A 17,603-nucleotide genomic window follows, 5' to 3' on the forward strand; every position below is an offset into this window, starting at 1 on the left:
ATAAATTATGAATAGAATTAACAAAAAAAGGAACCTCATACAAGGTTCCTTTTCAAAATTAGGACATGAAAAAAAGGTTAGTTAGGTTTAGTTGGTTTTTAGATTTTTATCAGTACGTCCATTATCATATACTCCTTGAAGCGCAATGATTTTATTGTTTTCTTTAATGAATCGGATTCTGAAATACGAAATATCACCTACCATAAATTCGTTGGCATTCAATGGAACTAGTTTGTGTTTTCCACGATTTTCACGTTGGTAGAAAAGTGTTCCGTTTTCCATGGTTATTTTTCGAACCTCATAGGTTCCTACATAGGATTTTAAGATAGATTTTTGTACCGTTATCGGATTATTCAATGCTTTTTTGCTACTGAGTGCCCAATTGTATCTAGATTTTAATTGAGGATCTTTCGTTTTTTGAACCAAATATTCCAATGCTTTCATTTCGGCAACAGCCAAGGCTTTGTTAGCTTCCACTTTGATATGCGGTGCAACGCCAGTTCCTTCCCAATTGGTATTTGTAATCGGATTAATGGCTCTTCCTGTTGGTGTCCAAACCATAAAACCTTCTGCGGCATTGATTGTTCCACCAGGATGTGCGCCACCGCCAGTAGTTTCTCCAATCAAGGTTGCACGTTCTAAATTCTTTAAATTATAAGAGAACTCTTCCGCAGCAGAAAATGTACTGCTACTTGTCAATACATATACTTTAGCATCAGGATTTCGTTTTCCAGGGACATGTGGTAAGGTCCATGTTTGTGTGCGAGAATCAGCAGGCCTATTATAAAAGTTATTTAAGTGAATTCGTTCTGGAGGATATAAATAACTTGTAATCAGTTGAATCATACTTGGCGATCCGCCACCATTATTACGAAGATCAACAATAATTACATCTGCATTGCTCAAATAATTCATAGCTGCAACCGCAGTTTCGCTTGCATATTGCGTGTCCATAAATGCGCGTAAATCTAAATAGCCAATATTGCCATCTAAAATTTTAACTTCTTTAAAGCCAAAATTTTGAAATTTCATTTGATTCACACGATTATCTATGTATGCCAAGCTATCTTCAGTTGTAATGACACGTTCTTGTGCTGCTATTTGAGCAGGGTTATATATAACTCTCAAATGCTTATCATGACTAATACTTTGTAAATCTTTTGTAAGTGCTGAAGCCAACAGTTGTGGATCATTAATGGACTTGTACAATTCTTTTTTGAGATTATTTTTGATCAACGAAGTCATTTTATTGGCAACTTCAGGAAAAACATAATTAGAATCTAAAATGTTGCTAATAGAGTTAATTACTTTAGAAGTTTGGGTTTGTGTTAGATTGGCAGCTTCGTTTTGAGCTTTTAATATGCTTGTTGCATATAAGAGCAAACAGCACGTAATGATAGTTTTTAATTTGATTAATTTCATTTTTATTGATTTGATGATTGATGAATGACGCTTGATGAATAACGTTTTATGCTGTGCAATTTGATTTGATTTTCTTTAAAATTGACTCTAACTGGACAATTTCTTCTTCTGAAATTCCTTGGAGAGCATTGTTTCGATTGTCAATAATAATAGGCGCTAAGGTTTTTAAAACCTGCTTTCCTTTTGTTGTAATTTCTATTTTATATCTTCTTCTGTTTTCTTCGTTTATTGATCGTTTTAGATAATTTTTCTTCTCCATTAAATCCAACATTCGTGTCATAGAAGCATTGTCTTTAAAAGCCATTGCCGCAATTTCTTTCTGTGTTTTATCTGGATATTTATCTAAAAAAGCTAAAATCATTCCTTGATCAATAGTCATATCACTTACTTCACTAGAAAGCTGTTTTTGTGAAGACTTTCGATATTCTTTTATCGTAGATTCTATAGTATAAAAAATAGTTTCTGAAGGTGATTTTAGGTTCATAAATAAAATATTTGATACAATAATAGTTGATATATCAATTATATGCAAATAATTATCATAATATTAAGATTTTGAATAAGAGTGGAGTGTGTTATTATATATTGAAGACGAGTACTCTATTTGATTTCAAACTCATTAGAAAAAGGTACAACTAAAATTTTCCCTCTTTCTTTAAATTCTAGTTTTCCTTGAATAAAATAATTTCCGCGTTGTAAAGAATCGAATGTGATATCTGAAAAAGAAGTGTTGTCAAGAACTGTATATTTCATATCAGTATTGATACCATCTTTACTAATCTTATCAACTATTACAGATCTATATTCATTAGAAGTTTGTGCAATTGCTGATGATAATGATAGGACTGTACGATAATAATTTTGTGTCACTTTTATATCCACATGTTTTAGTGATTTAATATTATTTTTAATACTTGCAGGTTTACTTGAATGTTCAAAAGCATAACTCATAGCTATCACAAGGTTATTTCGCATTATATTTAGATGATATTTTGCATTGAGCTGATGATTTTTGTTATTCGTTAAAATACGATTTATGGTATAACTTTTATCCGTTTTTACAAATTGTTCAATTTCATCTAATAATTGATTGTACTTAGTTTGTAATGGTTCAATTTCAGTGTTCTCAGCAACAATGGCTGCATTTAATTTAGAAGAAAGTTCACCATATGTTTTATAAATAGCATCCAAGTTTTTAATACGTGTACTTGGTTTTTCCTCCGCTATCATATGGTATTTTTTTTGTTGATACTCCAAAGCTTCTGTATTTACTTGATAAGTATGATACAGAAATGAATTGAGCTCTTTTAGTTCTTCCGAATTGTCTTTTTTACAAGATGATACACTCAAAAGTAGTAAAATAACTGGTAAAACAGATTTATATATGGATTGCATAGCTAGACTTTTTAGATTATTTTACTTCAAATGTTTCACGAAATGGAATGTCTTTTTTTCCATTCCGATCAAAATATTGAACTTTTCCTTCAATTTGATATGTTCCAGGCGCCAAAGAATCTAGTATGATATCTGTAAAGTTTTGATTTTTAGCAATGTTATATTTTAGCTTTTTATCAATGCCATTCACAGTAATTTTATCGATACTAATATTTTTTTCCTCTTCTACAGTTTGAATTAAAGCGGATTTTAATGTAATTTTTGCTAAATTTTCATGTAGTGCTACAGCTGTGTTAATTCGAACGCGAATAATACCACAGACGGAAGTTGTTACTAAGCTTCCATAAATGGATTGATAGGCGAAAATCATTGATAATGTAAGACTATTTTTCATTGCTTTTAAACGATATTCAGTATTAAAATTTATATCATTCATAGCTGTAATATGAGGTGCTAATTTTTTTCGATAATGGGTTGGTAGATTATAAAGACTTAAAAAAAGTGTTTTAATTTCGGTAAAAAAATTGTCGTATTCTTGTATAAGTGGCTCAATAGATGTCTCTTTTACAGTTATGGAACGATCAATTTTTAACATAAGTCGTTCATAAGCAACATTAATTGTATTGAGTTTCTCAGAATGAATTATGGGTATCTCTTTACTTTTCTTAAAATAAATTGCTTTAGCACGATTTAATCCAATAATATTAAATGCATGGTTTGTTTCTAAAAAAGCGGTAAACGTTTTTAGTTCATCACTTACTTCTATTTGACAAGAAGAAAAACTGTAGAAAATGAAGCTAAAACTGAGTAATAGCCTGATTTTATAATATATAGATTTTGGCATAGTTGGTTGGTTCTACAAATAGAACGATTTTCTATACATTATTAGTATCTATACTAAATATAAGTTTACGCAGTTTTCAATCTTTTAATTCTTGAATCCTTCAATCTTTCAATTACGAAGTAAATACCACTGAATCGCCATAATCGTTTTTGTATCTTGGAACTCTTTGTTATGATACATTTGAATAACTCTTTCTTTTGATAACTTAACCAATTGAATATCTTCTTGTTCACTTTTGAGTCCGCCGCCTTCAGAAGTTTTATCTGTTGAATTAACTTCTGCATAATACAAAAAGCTTTTTTCGGAAGTTCCTCCAGGAGAAACATACGATGCATTTATAAATTCGACTGTTTCTATCTCATAACCGATTTCTTCTTCAACTTCTTCTCTAACTTTCTGTTCAGGATCATCGCCATGTGGTAACGAACCTGCTGTAATTTCTAACAGCCAAGCATCAGGTTCACTAATAGTAGGATATCTAAATTGTTTTGTAAATAAGAAGCAATCAGTATCTTTTTCATAAATAAGAATTGCTACAGAATTCCCTCTGTCCAAACACAATCGATCAGCAGTAATTTCTTTTTGATCAAATGTATCGTATGTAACGGTTGCTTTTTTTATCTTGAAAAAACCATCAAAAACAGTCTTTTCTTCTAAAATCTTATATTTCATCTATTTTAATATATAATTATAGCGCAGCTTTAAAATTCTCAAAACTAAAATATCATTGCTTCTGTTTTATAAATATATGATAAAGACTTTATTCGTACACGTATTTTCTGAACTTTGATAAAACCACGTAAAAACACCCTAGTATAAAGTTGTGGTGCCATTTATCTTTATACAACTTAAAAAATTAACCTATTATGGCAAATAAAAATCCAAAATTTAGAATCTATCCTTCAATAGGAATTGCGCGACTTGGAAATGGTCCAGCAACTAAAGAAGAAGTGATATTTAGTCCAGAAATTCCTTGGGAAAATCTATACGATACAGATCAAAATTATTTAACAAAAGACGGACGTTTAAAGAAACAAGCTCAACGTTTTTATATTTATGAATGTGACGATAATGGAAATCCAACAAGGCAAATTAAAACAGATGATTTTGATATTGAATGGTCTGTAGAAGTCGCAAATAAAAAACCGTTTTGGTACGACTTCAACAACAGTTTAGATTTATCAGTAATGATTGAAGATCATCAAAACTTATCTCCAAATTTTGCAAAAGATAAACTAGCGCCAGGCATTAGTGCTGAATATCGTAATCCAAATGTATTGGATCAAGGATTGCGTGTAGAAGGTGGTTATGATTATCGTAAAGATTTAGTAAATAGCCCAGGAATGGTAAGTGTGCATGAATTTGAAAAACGCAAAGAAATTAAAGGACAGTTTCCTTCTTCAAGATTTTCAAAAGATGGAATTAGCATGCTTGCAAAACGTATGAAAGTAGATTCAAAAGATGTAAATCTTGGAACAGTAGAATATGATGAAGATGGTACAATGATTTTTTATGGCGCAGATGGAATTTCGGCAGCATTGAATCCTTCAGATTTGAATACCGATTTTGCAGACAACTCCAACTGGTATGATGACATTTGTGATGGACACATTACAGCCAAAATTCGTAGAAAAGATACAGGTGAAGAATATAGATTAGATGATGCAAATTCTGCAGCTTGGGTTGCATCAGCGCCACCAGATTATGCGCCGCAAATTCAACCAATTTCAACAATGTATGATTTAATTACGGGAGCAGCTAATGAAAAGCACGAACCAGAATTGGCAACTGTATTTCCTATGATGTATCGTTTGTATAGAATGCAATGGGTAAACTTAGGTGATTTCTTAGCGCCATCATTTAAAGAAGCAATAGATGAATTAATTGCTAAAGATCAATTCAAATACATTTATCAAAAAGAACCAAAAGCAGAAGCGGATGCGGTACGTGAAAAGATTTTCAATATGTTCCGTAATCCTGCATATAACATGTCGAATGAACCAATCATTCCAAGTAAAAACGCTACAGATTTAGTAAATCGTGGAAGTGGAACAGACGAATTAAAACTTCCATACTATCCAGGAGATGCTATTGATTATCCGGGAAGTCCAGCACAATGGTTTGCCATTCCTCCAATGCTTTATGAGCAATTAAGACAATGGCGTGATGGTAATTTCTATACACCAGACAGTTTTGAGTTCAAAAATATGGATGAAATGGGTGAGTTCTATCGTGAACGATTCTTAGAATCAGCAAAAGATGAAGCGCGTAAACCATTATTAATGACACGAGCAGTATTAGAAACTTTATATGGAGGAGGTTTTCATCCTGGCGTTGAATTAACTTGGCCAATGCGTCACAATCAAATCTATGCTGAAAATGATGAAACATACAAACTTATTGTAGACAATTCTAAATACAAAATTGGCGCATACGGATTACGTGAAGTACGATTAAACATAGCATCAAGATTTGAACAAGAAGCAATTTTTTATAACAATTTTGGTTTCTCTATGACGGCAGATGATGTACGTAAATCAATGATCCCAGATAGTGAAGAAAGTTGGTTATGGAAAGTAACACCAGGCGATTTAACCAAATGGATGGGAATTCCTTGGCAATCAGATGCAGGAAGTTGCCAAGCTGTATATGTAGAAAAACAATATCCAGTTCCATCATGGTGGGCTGCAAACTTACCAGTATTTGTATTACCAGCAGATAGTTATGAACAATTAAAAGATCCGAACATTTTACCTGATACCAAACGAAACATTTATGCCAATCGTTTAGCTTGGTTGCACACTGCCGATACTGGATTTATTGGATATCATGCAGAAGGTGGTTATATGAATGGCTTAATCAATATGGTATATCAATGGAAAGATATTGGAGTGGTGACAGGAAGAAGACTTGATTTAGACATTGATGGAATTCCAGAAATTGTTTATGTAGCGTATGATGCAAAGGATAACTAAAATGATTGTTTGTATGGCTCTACAGTGCTATATAACATAGAATTATATATGAAAAAAGATGTAATTATTATAGGTAATGGCATTGCAGGCGTTACGCTTGCAGTGCTTTTACAACGTAAAGGAATTCCTTTTGTGTTACTGCATAGAAAAGTAGAAAAAGAAGCTTTTGCGCTTGGTGAAACTTTGCCACCGACTGCAATGCCTTTGTTGAATGAATTACAACTACTTTCTGTTTTTGAAGAAAATGCATACCGAAAAACCTATGGATATCATTCTATGTGGGGAAGTTCGCGTGTAACAGATATCAACTTTTTTCATCACAATCCGTATAAAAATGGATTGAAAATTAACAAACAACAAACGCTACAACAATTACGAGAAATTATCAAAGAAAACATGATTTCGTATCATAAAGAGTTTGATATCATTCAAGAAGCACATGGAAATACAGTTGTATTGGCAAAAAATGAAGGAGTCAAAATAGTACAAGGTAAAATTCTAATAGACGCTACAGGAAGAAACAGAGCTATTTTACAGAAATTGAATGTAAAAAGTAATGTTCATGATGAATTAGTTGCGTTGAGTTGCCATATTCCAAAAATAAAACATCCAAAACTCACACATGAAGTCTATGTGGAAAGTTTTAAAGAAGGTTGGGGAATTGTATCTGCATTAAACGAAATAGAAAATATTTGTACAATTTTTACTCATAAAGGGAACGAAATTTTATCAAAACTAAAAGATGTTTCTCAATGGAAAATTGTCTTGTCTGAAACAATGTATTTGAAAGATTTTTTGCAAGAAACCAATCAAGCAAAATTCAAAGGAGGCAATGCAAATTCGTCTGTAGCTGCACAAATAGCTGGAAGTAATTGGTTGGTACTTGGAGACGCTGCAATGTCTTTTGATCCGTTATCCTCACACGGAATTACCAATGCGATTTATACAGCTGCTAAAGCATCAGAAGCAATTGTAAAGAAACTCAACTTTGCAGATACAGAAGCATTTCCTGAATATGATTCCACTATGAAAACCATTTTTCAGCAATATTTACAATCTAAAAATAATTTGTATCAACAAGAAACACGTTGGAAAGATGCAACTTTTTGGAAACAGTTTTTTATGTAATTGCGTATTTGTGAACTAATAGAACCCTTTTAGACAAAAGAGCAAAAACTACAAGTTAATAGCTTTCACTCTTTAAATATTTTTAAAAATAATGTCTGTATAATACAAATCTTATTTAGGCAAATTTCACAAAGCCATTGGTATGATCATAATTATATTGAGTTATATCATATTTATTATTCGAATCAGGATTTGTGAAAACATAAAACGTACCAGCTTTTTGAGGACGTGTAAAATTTCCAGGCCATTGATTATCTTTCGAAAGTGATTGTAAAATATACGTTTTTTTATCACCATCATCATTCCAAAGTCCTTGTCTGTCCCAACAAATAAGTGTAGAATGATTATCTGAAATTAGTCCTTCTTTGTTAAAACCTGGATCATCTTTTAATTTAACTTCAACATTCATTCCCGGATTTATAGTAGGATCTTTACTAGCTTGAATAGCATATGCTGATGGAATCACAGTTTGAAACGGGTTTTGTGTTTGCTGAATTGTCCTTGGATCTTTTGTAATTACAAGATTTACTGTTGCCCAATGTTTAGCAATCCAATTTGGTAAATCAGCGGCTACATTTTTAGCTTCGGTAAAACCATCTGGCGATAAGCGTTGCCTAGGAAGCGTTACAATACCTTCATTTGGATCGGGTAATGGATAATCTTTGCTTTCATGAATATAATAATAACTTTCATCTCGAGGATTATCTGGATGTGCTTTATTATAAGCATCCATTTCTTCTTTTTGTTTAGGAGTTGGAAGATCATGTGCATGTCTAAATACAATAATTGCAGCAGGTTTTGAATCACTCATAACTATAAGTCGGTTTTAAGTATACGTTTAGTTACGTAAACTTTCTTCAAGATAGCCTAATGATATTCAGCATTTATTAAAATTGCCTTATATCTTATACAATCGATACAATAAGGTTAGAAATACGTAGGAAAGAATGAATATTTAGGTAAATGTTTTTTATTTCTTTGAATTAATTGATGCTGTAAGATTTTGAAAAATCAAATCGTTTAGAAAATCATTTTCAAGTGATAAAATATTGTATTTTTTCTGTTTTAAGTAGACAATAATTCCTTTAGTTGGTAAATCATTAAAATAATAGGCAACATGTGAAATTTTGGCGCCTTCACTATTTTGTATATAATCAGTATTTAATATTGTAGAAACTTTATTCATTGTCAAATCGTTCACCCAAAGTTTCTTTATTTCTTGTGTATATAAATTAGTTCTACCTATATACTCTTGTCCTTTACGAGTAATTTCATTACTTTGAAATAAAGGATTTTTATCATTATTAATAAACTCTTTCTCAATTTCAGATAAAAATTTACCATATGCTTGTGTTAGTTTATGGTAACGATTTACTTTATAAATACTTACGCTATCATAGACTGATTTTTGTATTTCTATTTTTTTATTATTTGAGATTTCAACAAGAACTTTTCTATCTGCTGAAATTTTCATATCAATCTCATCGATCAAAAAGATTGTTCTATTTTCAATTTCAGCTCCCAAAATATTGAAGGAACCGTTAATATCTTTTGAAAATTCTGTAGTACATGCGCTTAAGAGATAAGTAATACATATAAAGAAAATAGACTTTTTTATAGTTGAAATCATGGCTAAATATAAAGTTTCGATAGTTAAAAATAAAATCCATACGATACTAAATTTAGAAGTACTTTGGTAAAAAATAATTAGAATTTATTTGTTTTTCGCCTCAGTTCTTTGCTGTACACCGCTTTTTTCTTTTAATCATTGATTCCTGTCTTTATTTCACTTCTTGAAAAGTCTTCTCTGTCTATCGGATTATCACATAGTCTCTGCAACATTGCAATTTGTCCGATATGAGTTAGGATGTCCGAAAAAGGTCCTTGAAAAAGTGTTTTCGAATAGTTAATATCTAAATCCTTTTTATCTAGCAAGTAGTCAACTCTTTTCAATTCAGAGTTAAATCGTTCAATTTCGTTTTCAAAACTCACTTCTTCTATTTTTTCTTGCGGCATAGACTCTTGCTCAATGAAGACTCGTGTGGAATAGATTACATCATTCATATGATGGATTATTTCTTTTGAACTTCTGCTGCCTTTTCCTAGACTAAAGTCACTGAAGTTTTGCTGATTGCCATTTATCGATTTTTCAAAGCGATATTTTATTGTGGATATAATATGTCTTAGTAATTCGTTTTTCATTTTTTTTATGGTGTACAACGGTTAGTATATGAGCTGTAGTGTTTTTTACGCACTAATTTTTTGGTTTATTATAATTCCTAATTATACAAAAAATCCATAGAAGAGTTCCTAAATTCCACTATGACTTATATACATTGTTATTTTTTCTTTTTTTCAACTTGTCTTTTCTTTGCTTCAGAAACTTTACCTGTTTCTGCATAGATCTTTAATTCTTCCAAAACAATTGAAACTTGCTTAGTCATTTGTTTGGTAATTACACAACCTAAAAAGAATCCTGCAAAAGGTTTCAGATGCATTGTAACATTCATTTCTATTCTGGATTGGTTTAGTCCGATTTCGATAATTCTCCAATGATTGTTGACATGCAGAACAAAATCTGGTGCTCCTTCGGTAAGGTTGTAGGATAGTTCCTTATTCTTGTCACTGAATAATATAAGTTCTTCTTTAACAGTACTTCCACCACCAATATTAGTTTCACAAGTACGTTCGTTGCATGTAGCTCCTTCAAATTTGGGATTATCAGTTCCATAAGAATGATTTAAAGTTGAAGTCCATTCAGCTGTTCTATCAAACTGTCGACAAATCGCCCATAAGGAATCTGCAGAAACATTAATAATTTCGCTGGACAGGTGTCTTTTAATTTCCTTGTAACGTCTTGGTTTTTCTTCCTCAAGCAATATTTCCATTCGTCTGTGTTTAGTCGGTGAAATAAATCCAGTTTCTGCAAAAAATCGTATGTCATAGAATACACCTTCAGCATTGTTGTTTATAGCTTTGAGCATAGGTCTCTTTAAGAAAGCAGCGTGGAACTTTTTCATTCTCATTCTAACCACAATGCGCAATGCTGACTTGTTCTCTCCCTTGTCTATTACCCGCCACTCAGTTTCGTTGGAAATAATAAAACCAGGAAATTCTGTGGATGCAAATTTAATTTTGCGCTCGGCATTGTTATAGTCAATGAGGGATTCATGCGATTCATGATGTCCCCTTGAATTTACCTGACTGACACGACTGCTCCAATTTACACCATCGAACTTTTCTTCTCCGAATACAAAAGTACTATCCAAAAGAGTACTCCACCGCGAGAGATCTGGACTACTGATGATTTTCCAAAGTGAATCTTGTGATACATTCATTGTTTGACTAGTTTTATCAGATGTGATTTCTGTAAATCTTTGTTCTTTTTGTGCCATAACTACAGTATTAAGTCCACCAACAAAAGTCAACGCAATTGTTAGTAGAATAGATTTTATTGTTTTCATTTTTAATTGTGTTTATAAAAACAAATTTGGCCGAAAGTAGACGTAGAAGCTTGACTGAGAAGTTCTACCGTTTGTCTGAGAAGCTCAATCTGTAGTCGGTCGGGGATGAGCCATATTTTTTCTTGAAAACGCGCGACATGTGTGCCAGTGTTTTGAATTCACAATCGTAAGCTATATTGCTGATGGTGTCTTGAGAATGAATTAAAAGTGAGGCTACTTTTTCTATCCGTTGCTCTATGATATAGTTCAAAGGAGTGTTGTTGTATATTCTTTTAAAATCCCGTTTAAATGTAGATAAGCTTCGGTTTGTGAGTTGCGCTAGATTTTCAATGCTGATATCTGAGAATATGTGAGACTGGATAATCTGCTGAAACTTGAAGTTCTTTTCTGTGAAGAGGTTGAACATAATTTCTCTTACCTGTGTTTTTTCTTCAAAAGACAGTAGAAGTACGATTAATTCTTTTAGTTTGATAATTAAAAGTTCTTCGGTTACTAATTCCTTATGATTAAAATAAGTTAAAAGATTGGTTGCATATTGCTTAAGTAATACATTGTTTTCAATAGCAGCATTATTGGTGTTTAAAGGAGTGTTACGATTTTCATAGAAAACAGAAGGACTGTCTTTATATAATTGTTCTAAAACACTCTTGTGAAATCGTATTGATATAGATTTAAAATTTGGCTTATTTTGGTGCATTATTGTCTTAAAAACCCCATTTCCCGATTTTGCTAAAACGGCTTCTCCTTGTTTTAAATCAAATTCCTTTAGCTCTGTAAAGTTTTTGCATCTACCTTCTAAAATGTATACAAAACCAGCTTCATCCTCAGGCATTGAGGCTGGTAATTCTAACAGCTCGGTAATCTCTAAAAGATTAATAACTGGTTTGCCAAAAAGTGTTATGGTTTGAATATTCATTTTCTAAACGCAAGATATGAGTATTTGAACTAAAATGTTTGTCTGAGAGGTTCTTTATAATGAAACACAACGGACTTGTGTATGAAATGTAGGGCAGTAGGTTTACACTTGGTTTCTGTTTGATACTAAGCCAAATATAAATATTTTGTATTTATCTTCTCAACCGTAAATGCCAAATTTTATATTTGGCGACCCCACAGAAAAACAACAATATTTCGAAAAGTACTTAATCCACCCTATGTTTTTTATACAGTGTTAGCTGTAGTTTTTTATTTCCTCATAATTTGAAATGTCTGCATATCGTAGTAATAAGCTCTCATTTCTCCCGAACATTGTATTAGCGAATATCTTGCAATATTAGAGTCAAATTTATCTATGTTATCAATAACACTTAAATCATCTTTTAAATGAGAAGTAAATGCCAAAACATACGTAATCTTTTTATTGAATAATTCTTTAAATTCCGACAATGTTAAGTTATCAATATTCTTACCCTTGTTAATTAAGCTATTATATATTTTTGTTAGTATAGATTTATCTTTAGAACCTAATGTTTCTCTTAATCTTCTTGCTGAAATTGTAATTTGATTAGTAAGTTCACGCATTTCAGATTTGAATCCGTATTTGACGTGAATTAAATATAAATTTTGATTGTCATAATGTAATATATCGCATAGTTCTAAACCATCTTTTATGATTGTGTCAATTACAATATAATTTTTTAAGTTATCGTAAGATGAGTTGTAGTCACTTTCTCTTTTAAGAACTTTTTTATCCCATTTTAAAGGCAAAATTCCATTTGAAGCGTTATATGTTTTTAATATATGTTCTGTATTTGTTTTAAGGTCTTGTACAAAAGTATCTCTTAAATGATACCATTTCGTATCCACTAAAAAAATGGGTTTATTATTAATTGGAAATTCTGTTGAAATATTAAATAGAAAGCTTGAAGCCGTAGTTTGTATTTTATTATGATGACTTGTAATTCTTGCACCTTGTAAGAAAACCATAAATTTAAATCTGTCATTTACTCCAAATCTTTCGATTCCTCTTTTGATAACAGTATCATAAATTTCAGTTCTATCAGTTACTTCTGCAAATGTACTGTAACCATTGTTTACAGTTTTCTCTTTTAGTTTATAATAGTCAGCCTCATAAAATTTTTCAATATTATTTGGGTCACAAAAATCGTGTTCAAAAGTTGTACTTGAATATTGACTTCTTTTATAAACGTTTTCTGTATCGTTAAAAATTCGAGTTATTAATTCGGGATGCAAGTAATCCGAAATATATTTTTTATCTGTAATTTCCTCATATGAACTAAGATAATCTGACGCAACTAATTCAAGGATATAACCAATCTCAGTAATTATTTTATTCAAATCTTCAAAGTCTACAGATTTTTTTATTTGAAATGATTTACCAACAAAAATTTGAACTCTATCTGTTCCATTCTTTTTAAGAAATTTAAAGTGTAAATCTGAAACTTCTGTACTTAATTTTAAATGAATTTCTTTAGGGACTTTTCCGAATTTTATAAAATCAATAATTCTATAGTTATCTCTAAATTGTTCGCTAATACCTGCTCTTGAACCAGTTATCCCTCTTGATTTAATAGACAGTAATTCATCAAATTCTGGTTTGATTATTCTTGAATAAAGATTTAAACCAAAAGATTGGTCAATAAACGGCAAAACTATTTGATAAGCATTTCCACCAACAATAGAGAATAGGTTAAATTCAGTTTCTATAAAAAGTAATAATGATAGTTTTTGTTCTGTAAAATCTTTTTTTGAAGTTAGTCCGTTTGGTAAAAACTCTTTCCAATCTGAAACGATATCTTCCGATTTATATAAATACAGATAATATGTAGTTTCTCCTTTTGTGATTTTCTGTAAATTCTTACTGTCAAAAACGTTTGTGTATTTTAGTTTTTTAAATGAAATATTTATTATTTTTTGAATGACTAAATCTGTTTGCTTGAGAGATTTCAGCAGACGATTAGTTTTGTCTATCCTGTATATTTTAGGATTCTTAGTCATTCAGGATTTTGGTTTTTTTAAATTACAGCTAACGTATGTATAACAGGAGTTCCTGATTTCATACTAAATTTGGTAAATAAAAGGAACTTTTGTTATTATAACTTCCTCTTATTTTTCATAAATGTAAAGCAAAGATTACATATACACAATGAGACTTTCCGTAATTAATAGTGAGACAGGTGTTATTTAACTAAAAAACAAAACATAACCATTCTCAAAAAAAACAATAACTTCGCAGCATGATCAAAGAAATTCAATTACGCGTTACTTTAGAAGAAGAAATACAAGAAGATATTGTATTGCAAAAAGCAGTCAAAAAGCTACGTGTGAGTAAAGATGAGGTAAATGGAATTAAAGTATTACGAAAGTCGATTGATGCTCGAAAACCCTTGATAATCTTTAATTATAAAGTAGCAGTCTATATCAATGAAGCATTGCCTGAAGCGAGTGAATATCAATTTGATTATAAAGATGTATCGAATGCAAAAGAAATTCATATCGTTGGTTTCGGTCCAGCCGGAATGTATGCTGCGTTGCGTTGTATAGAATTAGGTTTTAAACCGATTGTACTCGAGCGTGGAAAAAATGTAAAAGAACGTCGTCGTGATTTGCGTGCAATCAACCAAGAACATTTTGTGAATGAAGATTCTAACTATTGCTTTGGTGAAGGTGGCGCAGGAACCTATTCTGATGGAAAACTCTATACTCGAAGCTTAAAACGAGGTGATGTACGTAGAATTTTTGAAAATTTAGTGTATCACGGTGCAACCGATCAAATATTAGTAGATGCGCATCCACATATTGGAACAAATAAACTTCCCAATGTTGTTAAAAATATACGAGAAACCATTCTAAAGCATGGCGGAGAAGTTCATTTTGAAGCACGTGTTACCGAATTCATCATCAAAGAAAACAAAATACAAGCGATACAATTAAAAGATGGTCGTGAAATGATTGCAAATCGTGTCATCTTAGCAACAGGACATTCGGCAAGAGATATTTACGAGTTGCTTCATAAAAAAGAAGTGGCTTTAAAATTCAAATCATTTGCAATGGGCGTGCGTGTAGAACATCCACAAGAAATTATAGACAACATTCAATATCATTGTACAGGCGAACGCAACGAATTATTGCCAGCTGCCGCATATAGTTTAGTACATCAAGTGCGTGATAGAGGTGTATATTCGTTTTGCATGTGTCCAGGCGGATTTATCGTTCCAGCTGCAACAGCAAACGGAGAAGTGGTTGTGAACGGAATGTCACCATCACGTAGAAATAACAAATTTGCAAACTCTGGAATTGTAGTTGAAATTAACGCGGATAAAGATTTATACAAATACGAACAATACGGAGTCCTCAAAGGATTGGAATTTCAAAAAGACTTAGAACGATTGGCATTTACGGCTGGCGGAAGGAGTCAGGTAGCGCCAGCACAACGTTTAACGGATTTTGTGGAAGGAAAATTATCAACTGATTTAAATCCGACATCATATCAACCTGGTTTACAATCGGCTCCTTTACATTCACTTTTACCCAAAAGTATTGGTGGACGTTTGCGCAAAGGATTTGCGGCATTTGGACAAAAAATGAATGGGTATTATACAGATCAGGCGAATATCATAGGAGTAGAATCACGAACATCTTCACCTGTAAACATTCCACGAAAAGAAAACTTAGAACATCCAGAAGTTGCTGGCTTGTTTCCTTGTGGAGAAGGCGGTGGTTATGCTGGCGGAATTGTCTCTGCGGCTATGGATGGTGAACGTTGTGCGGAAGCAGCAATTGTTGGTTTGTAGCATTAAAAACAATAAATCACAATTTAAAAATTTAGTTAGCAACTACTTCGTAAGTGAAAGAAATTTAGTATTGTACTGTCTATCTTGTTAATACTGTATTTTGATTATAATTTATTTACAATCGCTAAGGTTTACAAGTAGTAATTCTGGAACAAGTTCGGATACATCAAGTATCTTATTGAAAGTACTAAATGATACTGAGAATTTTCTAAACTTTAGTACTTGTCAAATTGTAGGAGCAATTGCTTGAAAATTTCATTATAAAAGCTACGTTTTTTATATTTTCCCAGAAGTAAAGATATCTTATGAATCTGTAAGACAATTCATTTATTGTTGAAAACTCACAATTTTTGATTGGTCTAAATTTTTTAAGAATAATCATACAAAAATACTATTGCCGTTGTTGAAATATTAATTTATCTTGTTGGTGCTAAATAATACTTAAATATCCGATTATGAAGATTTTGAAAAAACTCTCTTTTGCCCTGATAACATTAATGCTTTTATTTTCTTTTACTGCCCCAAATGGAGAACATGTAGGAAAATGGGAAGGAGAAGATAAAGGTGAAATAGGTTTTTTGACCTTAACAGAAGATGGATATGCTTCGTTTGAAATCAATGGTCAAGTTGTTGGAGGAAGATCATATAATATACAAGGTGTAAATGCATCTATGAAATATACAGTGAATAACGGAATGTCTCCGACTGGTATTGATTTTATTATCATTGATAGTGATTCAAAAGAAGAATTAGGACGCTTGAAAGGTATCATAAAGATGCGTTCGAGAAATAAAATGCAAATGGCAATGACCTTTGGAGGTGGATCTGGTAGGCCTACTGATTTCTCTGAAGATGCTATCGTTTTTAAGCGTGTTAGATAACAAAAAAGATTGAAATCATACTAAAATAGAAGCCTCATCAATTGATGAGGCTTTTTCATGTTAAGTAATTATTTTTAAATGCAATTATTTGTATGTTAGTGTTTTATGTGTTTGTTTTTGAATCTAGGATTGTCTAAAACTAGATTGCTTTTGTTGTAAGTGCTACTTTTTCATGCTAGTTTCGTTTCAAATTAATTATTAAAACTTACTATTATGAAAAAACAAAATTTAAAGAGTTTAGCATTGAACAAAAAGTTAGTTTCAAGTTTTACACAATCGGAAATTACAGGTGGAGGTTATAGTGCAGACAATACAAATTGCGCTTCGCATTGTTATGCTTGTGGACAAGTTCCGACAAAGCAAACAAGATGCTGTATGCAGTAAATTCAAATGAAATTTTTAAGAAAAACGGACTTCGGTTCGTTTTTTTGTTGTGTATAATTTAATGATGATCTTTTATAAAGGATCACATAGTATTATTTTTTTTGCTGTTTTTTGTTTGTTACTTCATGCCTATAAACTTTAAAATTAATATCATGAAAAAACAACCGTTTAAAAAATCAGGTTTAACAAAAAAAGTAATGAACAGCTTATTAGGAGGTGTAACAGATCCTAATGATGAAACATCTAAAGATTTGGATAAAAAGAATCCAATCCCAGGAGGTACAGCATCACCAACAACATCTAATAATCATGAAGAAGCTAATAATTCATCTAGTACAAGCTCTTAATTATATTTT

17 protein-coding genes are annotated in these 17,603 nt (G+C 31.5%); 6 read left to right on the top strand and 11 right to left on the bottom strand.

What is annotated here, in order from left to right; genetic code table 11:
* Positions 1-87 precede the first annotated feature (87 nt).
* The 5 genes from Q0828_RS10510 to Q0828_RS10530 form a co-directional block, all read right to left on the bottom strand.
* The gene (locus tag Q0828_RS10510) at positions 88-1,422 is read right to left on the bottom strand and encodes a S41 family peptidase (RefSeq protein ID WP_298420344.1); all 1,335 of its coding nucleotides are present in this window, start codon (positions 1,420-1,422) and stop codon (positions 88-90) included.
* 46 nt (positions 1,423-1,468) lie between these two features.
* Positions 1,469-1,906, bottom strand: coding sequence for a MarR family transcriptional regulator (locus Q0828_RS10515; protein ID WP_298420346.1), 438 nt, complete (start codon positions 1,904-1,906; stop codon positions 1,469-1,471).
* A 116-nt stretch (positions 1,907-2,022) separates the two neighbouring features.
* Positions 2,023-2,817: a hypothetical protein gene (locus Q0828_RS10520; RefSeq protein ID WP_298420348.1), complete on the bottom strand. Its 795-nt coding sequence runs from the start codon at positions 2,815-2,817 to the stop codon at positions 2,023-2,025.
* Between the two features lie 16 nt (positions 2,818-2,833).
* Positions 2,834-3,661 (bottom strand): hypothetical protein, encoded by an 828-nt coding sequence (locus tag Q0828_RS10525; RefSeq protein WP_298420350.1) that lies wholly within the window; start codon positions 3,659-3,661, stop codon positions 2,834-2,836.
* Between the two features lie 108 nt (positions 3,662-3,769).
* Positions 3,770-4,333 carry an NUDIX domain-containing protein gene (locus Q0828_RS10530; protein ID WP_298420352.1) on the bottom strand — a complete coding sequence of 188 codons (564 nt, stop codon included), beginning with the start codon at positions 4,331-4,333 and terminating at the stop codon, positions 3,770-3,772.
* Positions 4,334-4,527: 194 nt separating this feature from the next.
* Between Q0828_RS10530 and Q0828_RS10535 the strand changes: the two genes are divergently transcribed.
* A complete protein-coding gene (locus tag Q0828_RS10535; RefSeq protein ID WP_298420354.1) occupies positions 4,528-6,636 on the top strand; it encodes a LodA/GoxA family CTQ-dependent oxidase in 2,109 nt (702 codons plus the stop codon).
* A 48-nt stretch (positions 6,637-6,684) separates the two neighbouring features.
* The gene (locus Q0828_RS10540; RefSeq protein WP_298420356.1) at positions 6,685-7,764 is read left to right on the top strand and encodes an FAD-dependent monooxygenase; all 1,080 of its coding nucleotides are present in this window, start codon (positions 6,685-6,687) and stop codon (positions 7,762-7,764) included.
* Positions 7,765-7,879: 115 nt separating this feature from the next.
* Here the strand turns inward: Q0828_RS10540 and Q0828_RS10545 are convergent, their stop codons facing one another.
* The 6 genes from Q0828_RS10545 to Q0828_RS10570 form a co-directional block, all read right to left on the bottom strand.
* A complete protein-coding gene (locus Q0828_RS10545; protein ID WP_298420357.1) occupies positions 7,880-8,575 on the bottom strand; it encodes a hypothetical protein in 696 nt (231 codons plus the stop codon).
* A gap of 159 nt (positions 8,576-8,734) precedes the next feature.
* A complete protein-coding gene (locus Q0828_RS10550; RefSeq protein WP_298420358.1) occupies positions 8,735-9,394 on the bottom strand; it encodes a hypothetical protein in 660 nt (219 codons plus the stop codon).
* A 131-nt stretch (positions 9,395-9,525) separates the two neighbouring features.
* Entirely contained in the window at positions 9,526-9,966 is a 441-nt protein-coding gene (locus Q0828_RS10555; RefSeq protein ID WP_298420360.1) for a hypothetical protein, read from the bottom strand.
* A gap of 137 nt (positions 9,967-10,103) precedes the next feature.
* Positions 10,104-11,228 carry an SRPBCC family protein gene (locus tag Q0828_RS10560; protein ID WP_298420363.1) on the bottom strand — a complete coding sequence of 375 codons (1,125 nt, stop codon included), beginning with the start codon at positions 11,226-11,228 and terminating at the stop codon, positions 10,104-10,106.
* 64 nt (positions 11,229-11,292) lie between these two features.
* Positions 11,293-12,144, bottom strand: a complete 852-nt coding sequence (locus tag Q0828_RS10565; RefSeq protein WP_298420365.1) for an AraC family transcriptional regulator — start codon at positions 12,142-12,144, stop codon at positions 11,293-11,295.
* A 269-nt stretch (positions 12,145-12,413) separates the two neighbouring features.
* Entirely contained in the window at positions 12,414-14,186 is a 1,773-nt protein-coding gene (locus Q0828_RS10570; protein ID WP_298420367.1) for a TIGR04141 family sporadically distributed protein, read from the bottom strand.
* Between the two features lie 239 nt (positions 14,187-14,425).
* Here Q0828_RS10570 and Q0828_RS10575 point away from each other — a divergent pair, with 239 nt between their 5' ends.
* The 4 genes from Q0828_RS10575 to Q0828_RS10590 all read left to right on the top strand — a co-directional run bounded on the left by Q0828_RS10575 (position 14,426) and on the right by Q0828_RS10590 (position 17,594).
* Positions 14,426-15,982, top strand: a complete 1,557-nt coding sequence (locus tag Q0828_RS10575) for an FAD-dependent protein (protein WP_298420369.1) — start codon at positions 14,426-14,428, stop codon at positions 15,980-15,982.
* 455 nt (positions 15,983-16,437) lie between these two features.
* Positions 16,438-16,863, top strand: a complete 426-nt coding sequence (locus tag Q0828_RS10580) for a hypothetical protein (RefSeq protein WP_298420371.1) — start codon at positions 16,438-16,440, stop codon at positions 16,861-16,863.
* 213 nt (positions 16,864-17,076) lie between these two features.
* A complete protein-coding gene (locus tag Q0828_RS10585) occupies positions 17,077-17,247 on the top strand; it encodes a hypothetical protein (RefSeq protein ID WP_298420373.1) in 171 nt (56 codons plus the stop codon).
* Between the two features lie 152 nt (positions 17,248-17,399).
* Positions 17,400-17,594, top strand: a complete 195-nt coding sequence (locus Q0828_RS10590) for a hypothetical protein (protein ID WP_298420375.1) — start codon at positions 17,400-17,402, stop codon at positions 17,592-17,594.
* Positions 17,595-17,603: the final 9 nt, after the last annotated feature.

This window comes from uncultured Kordia sp. (genome assembly GCF_947496985.1).
Taxonomy (GTDB): Bacteria; Bacteroidota; Bacteroidia; order Flavobacteriales; family Flavobacteriaceae; genus Kordia.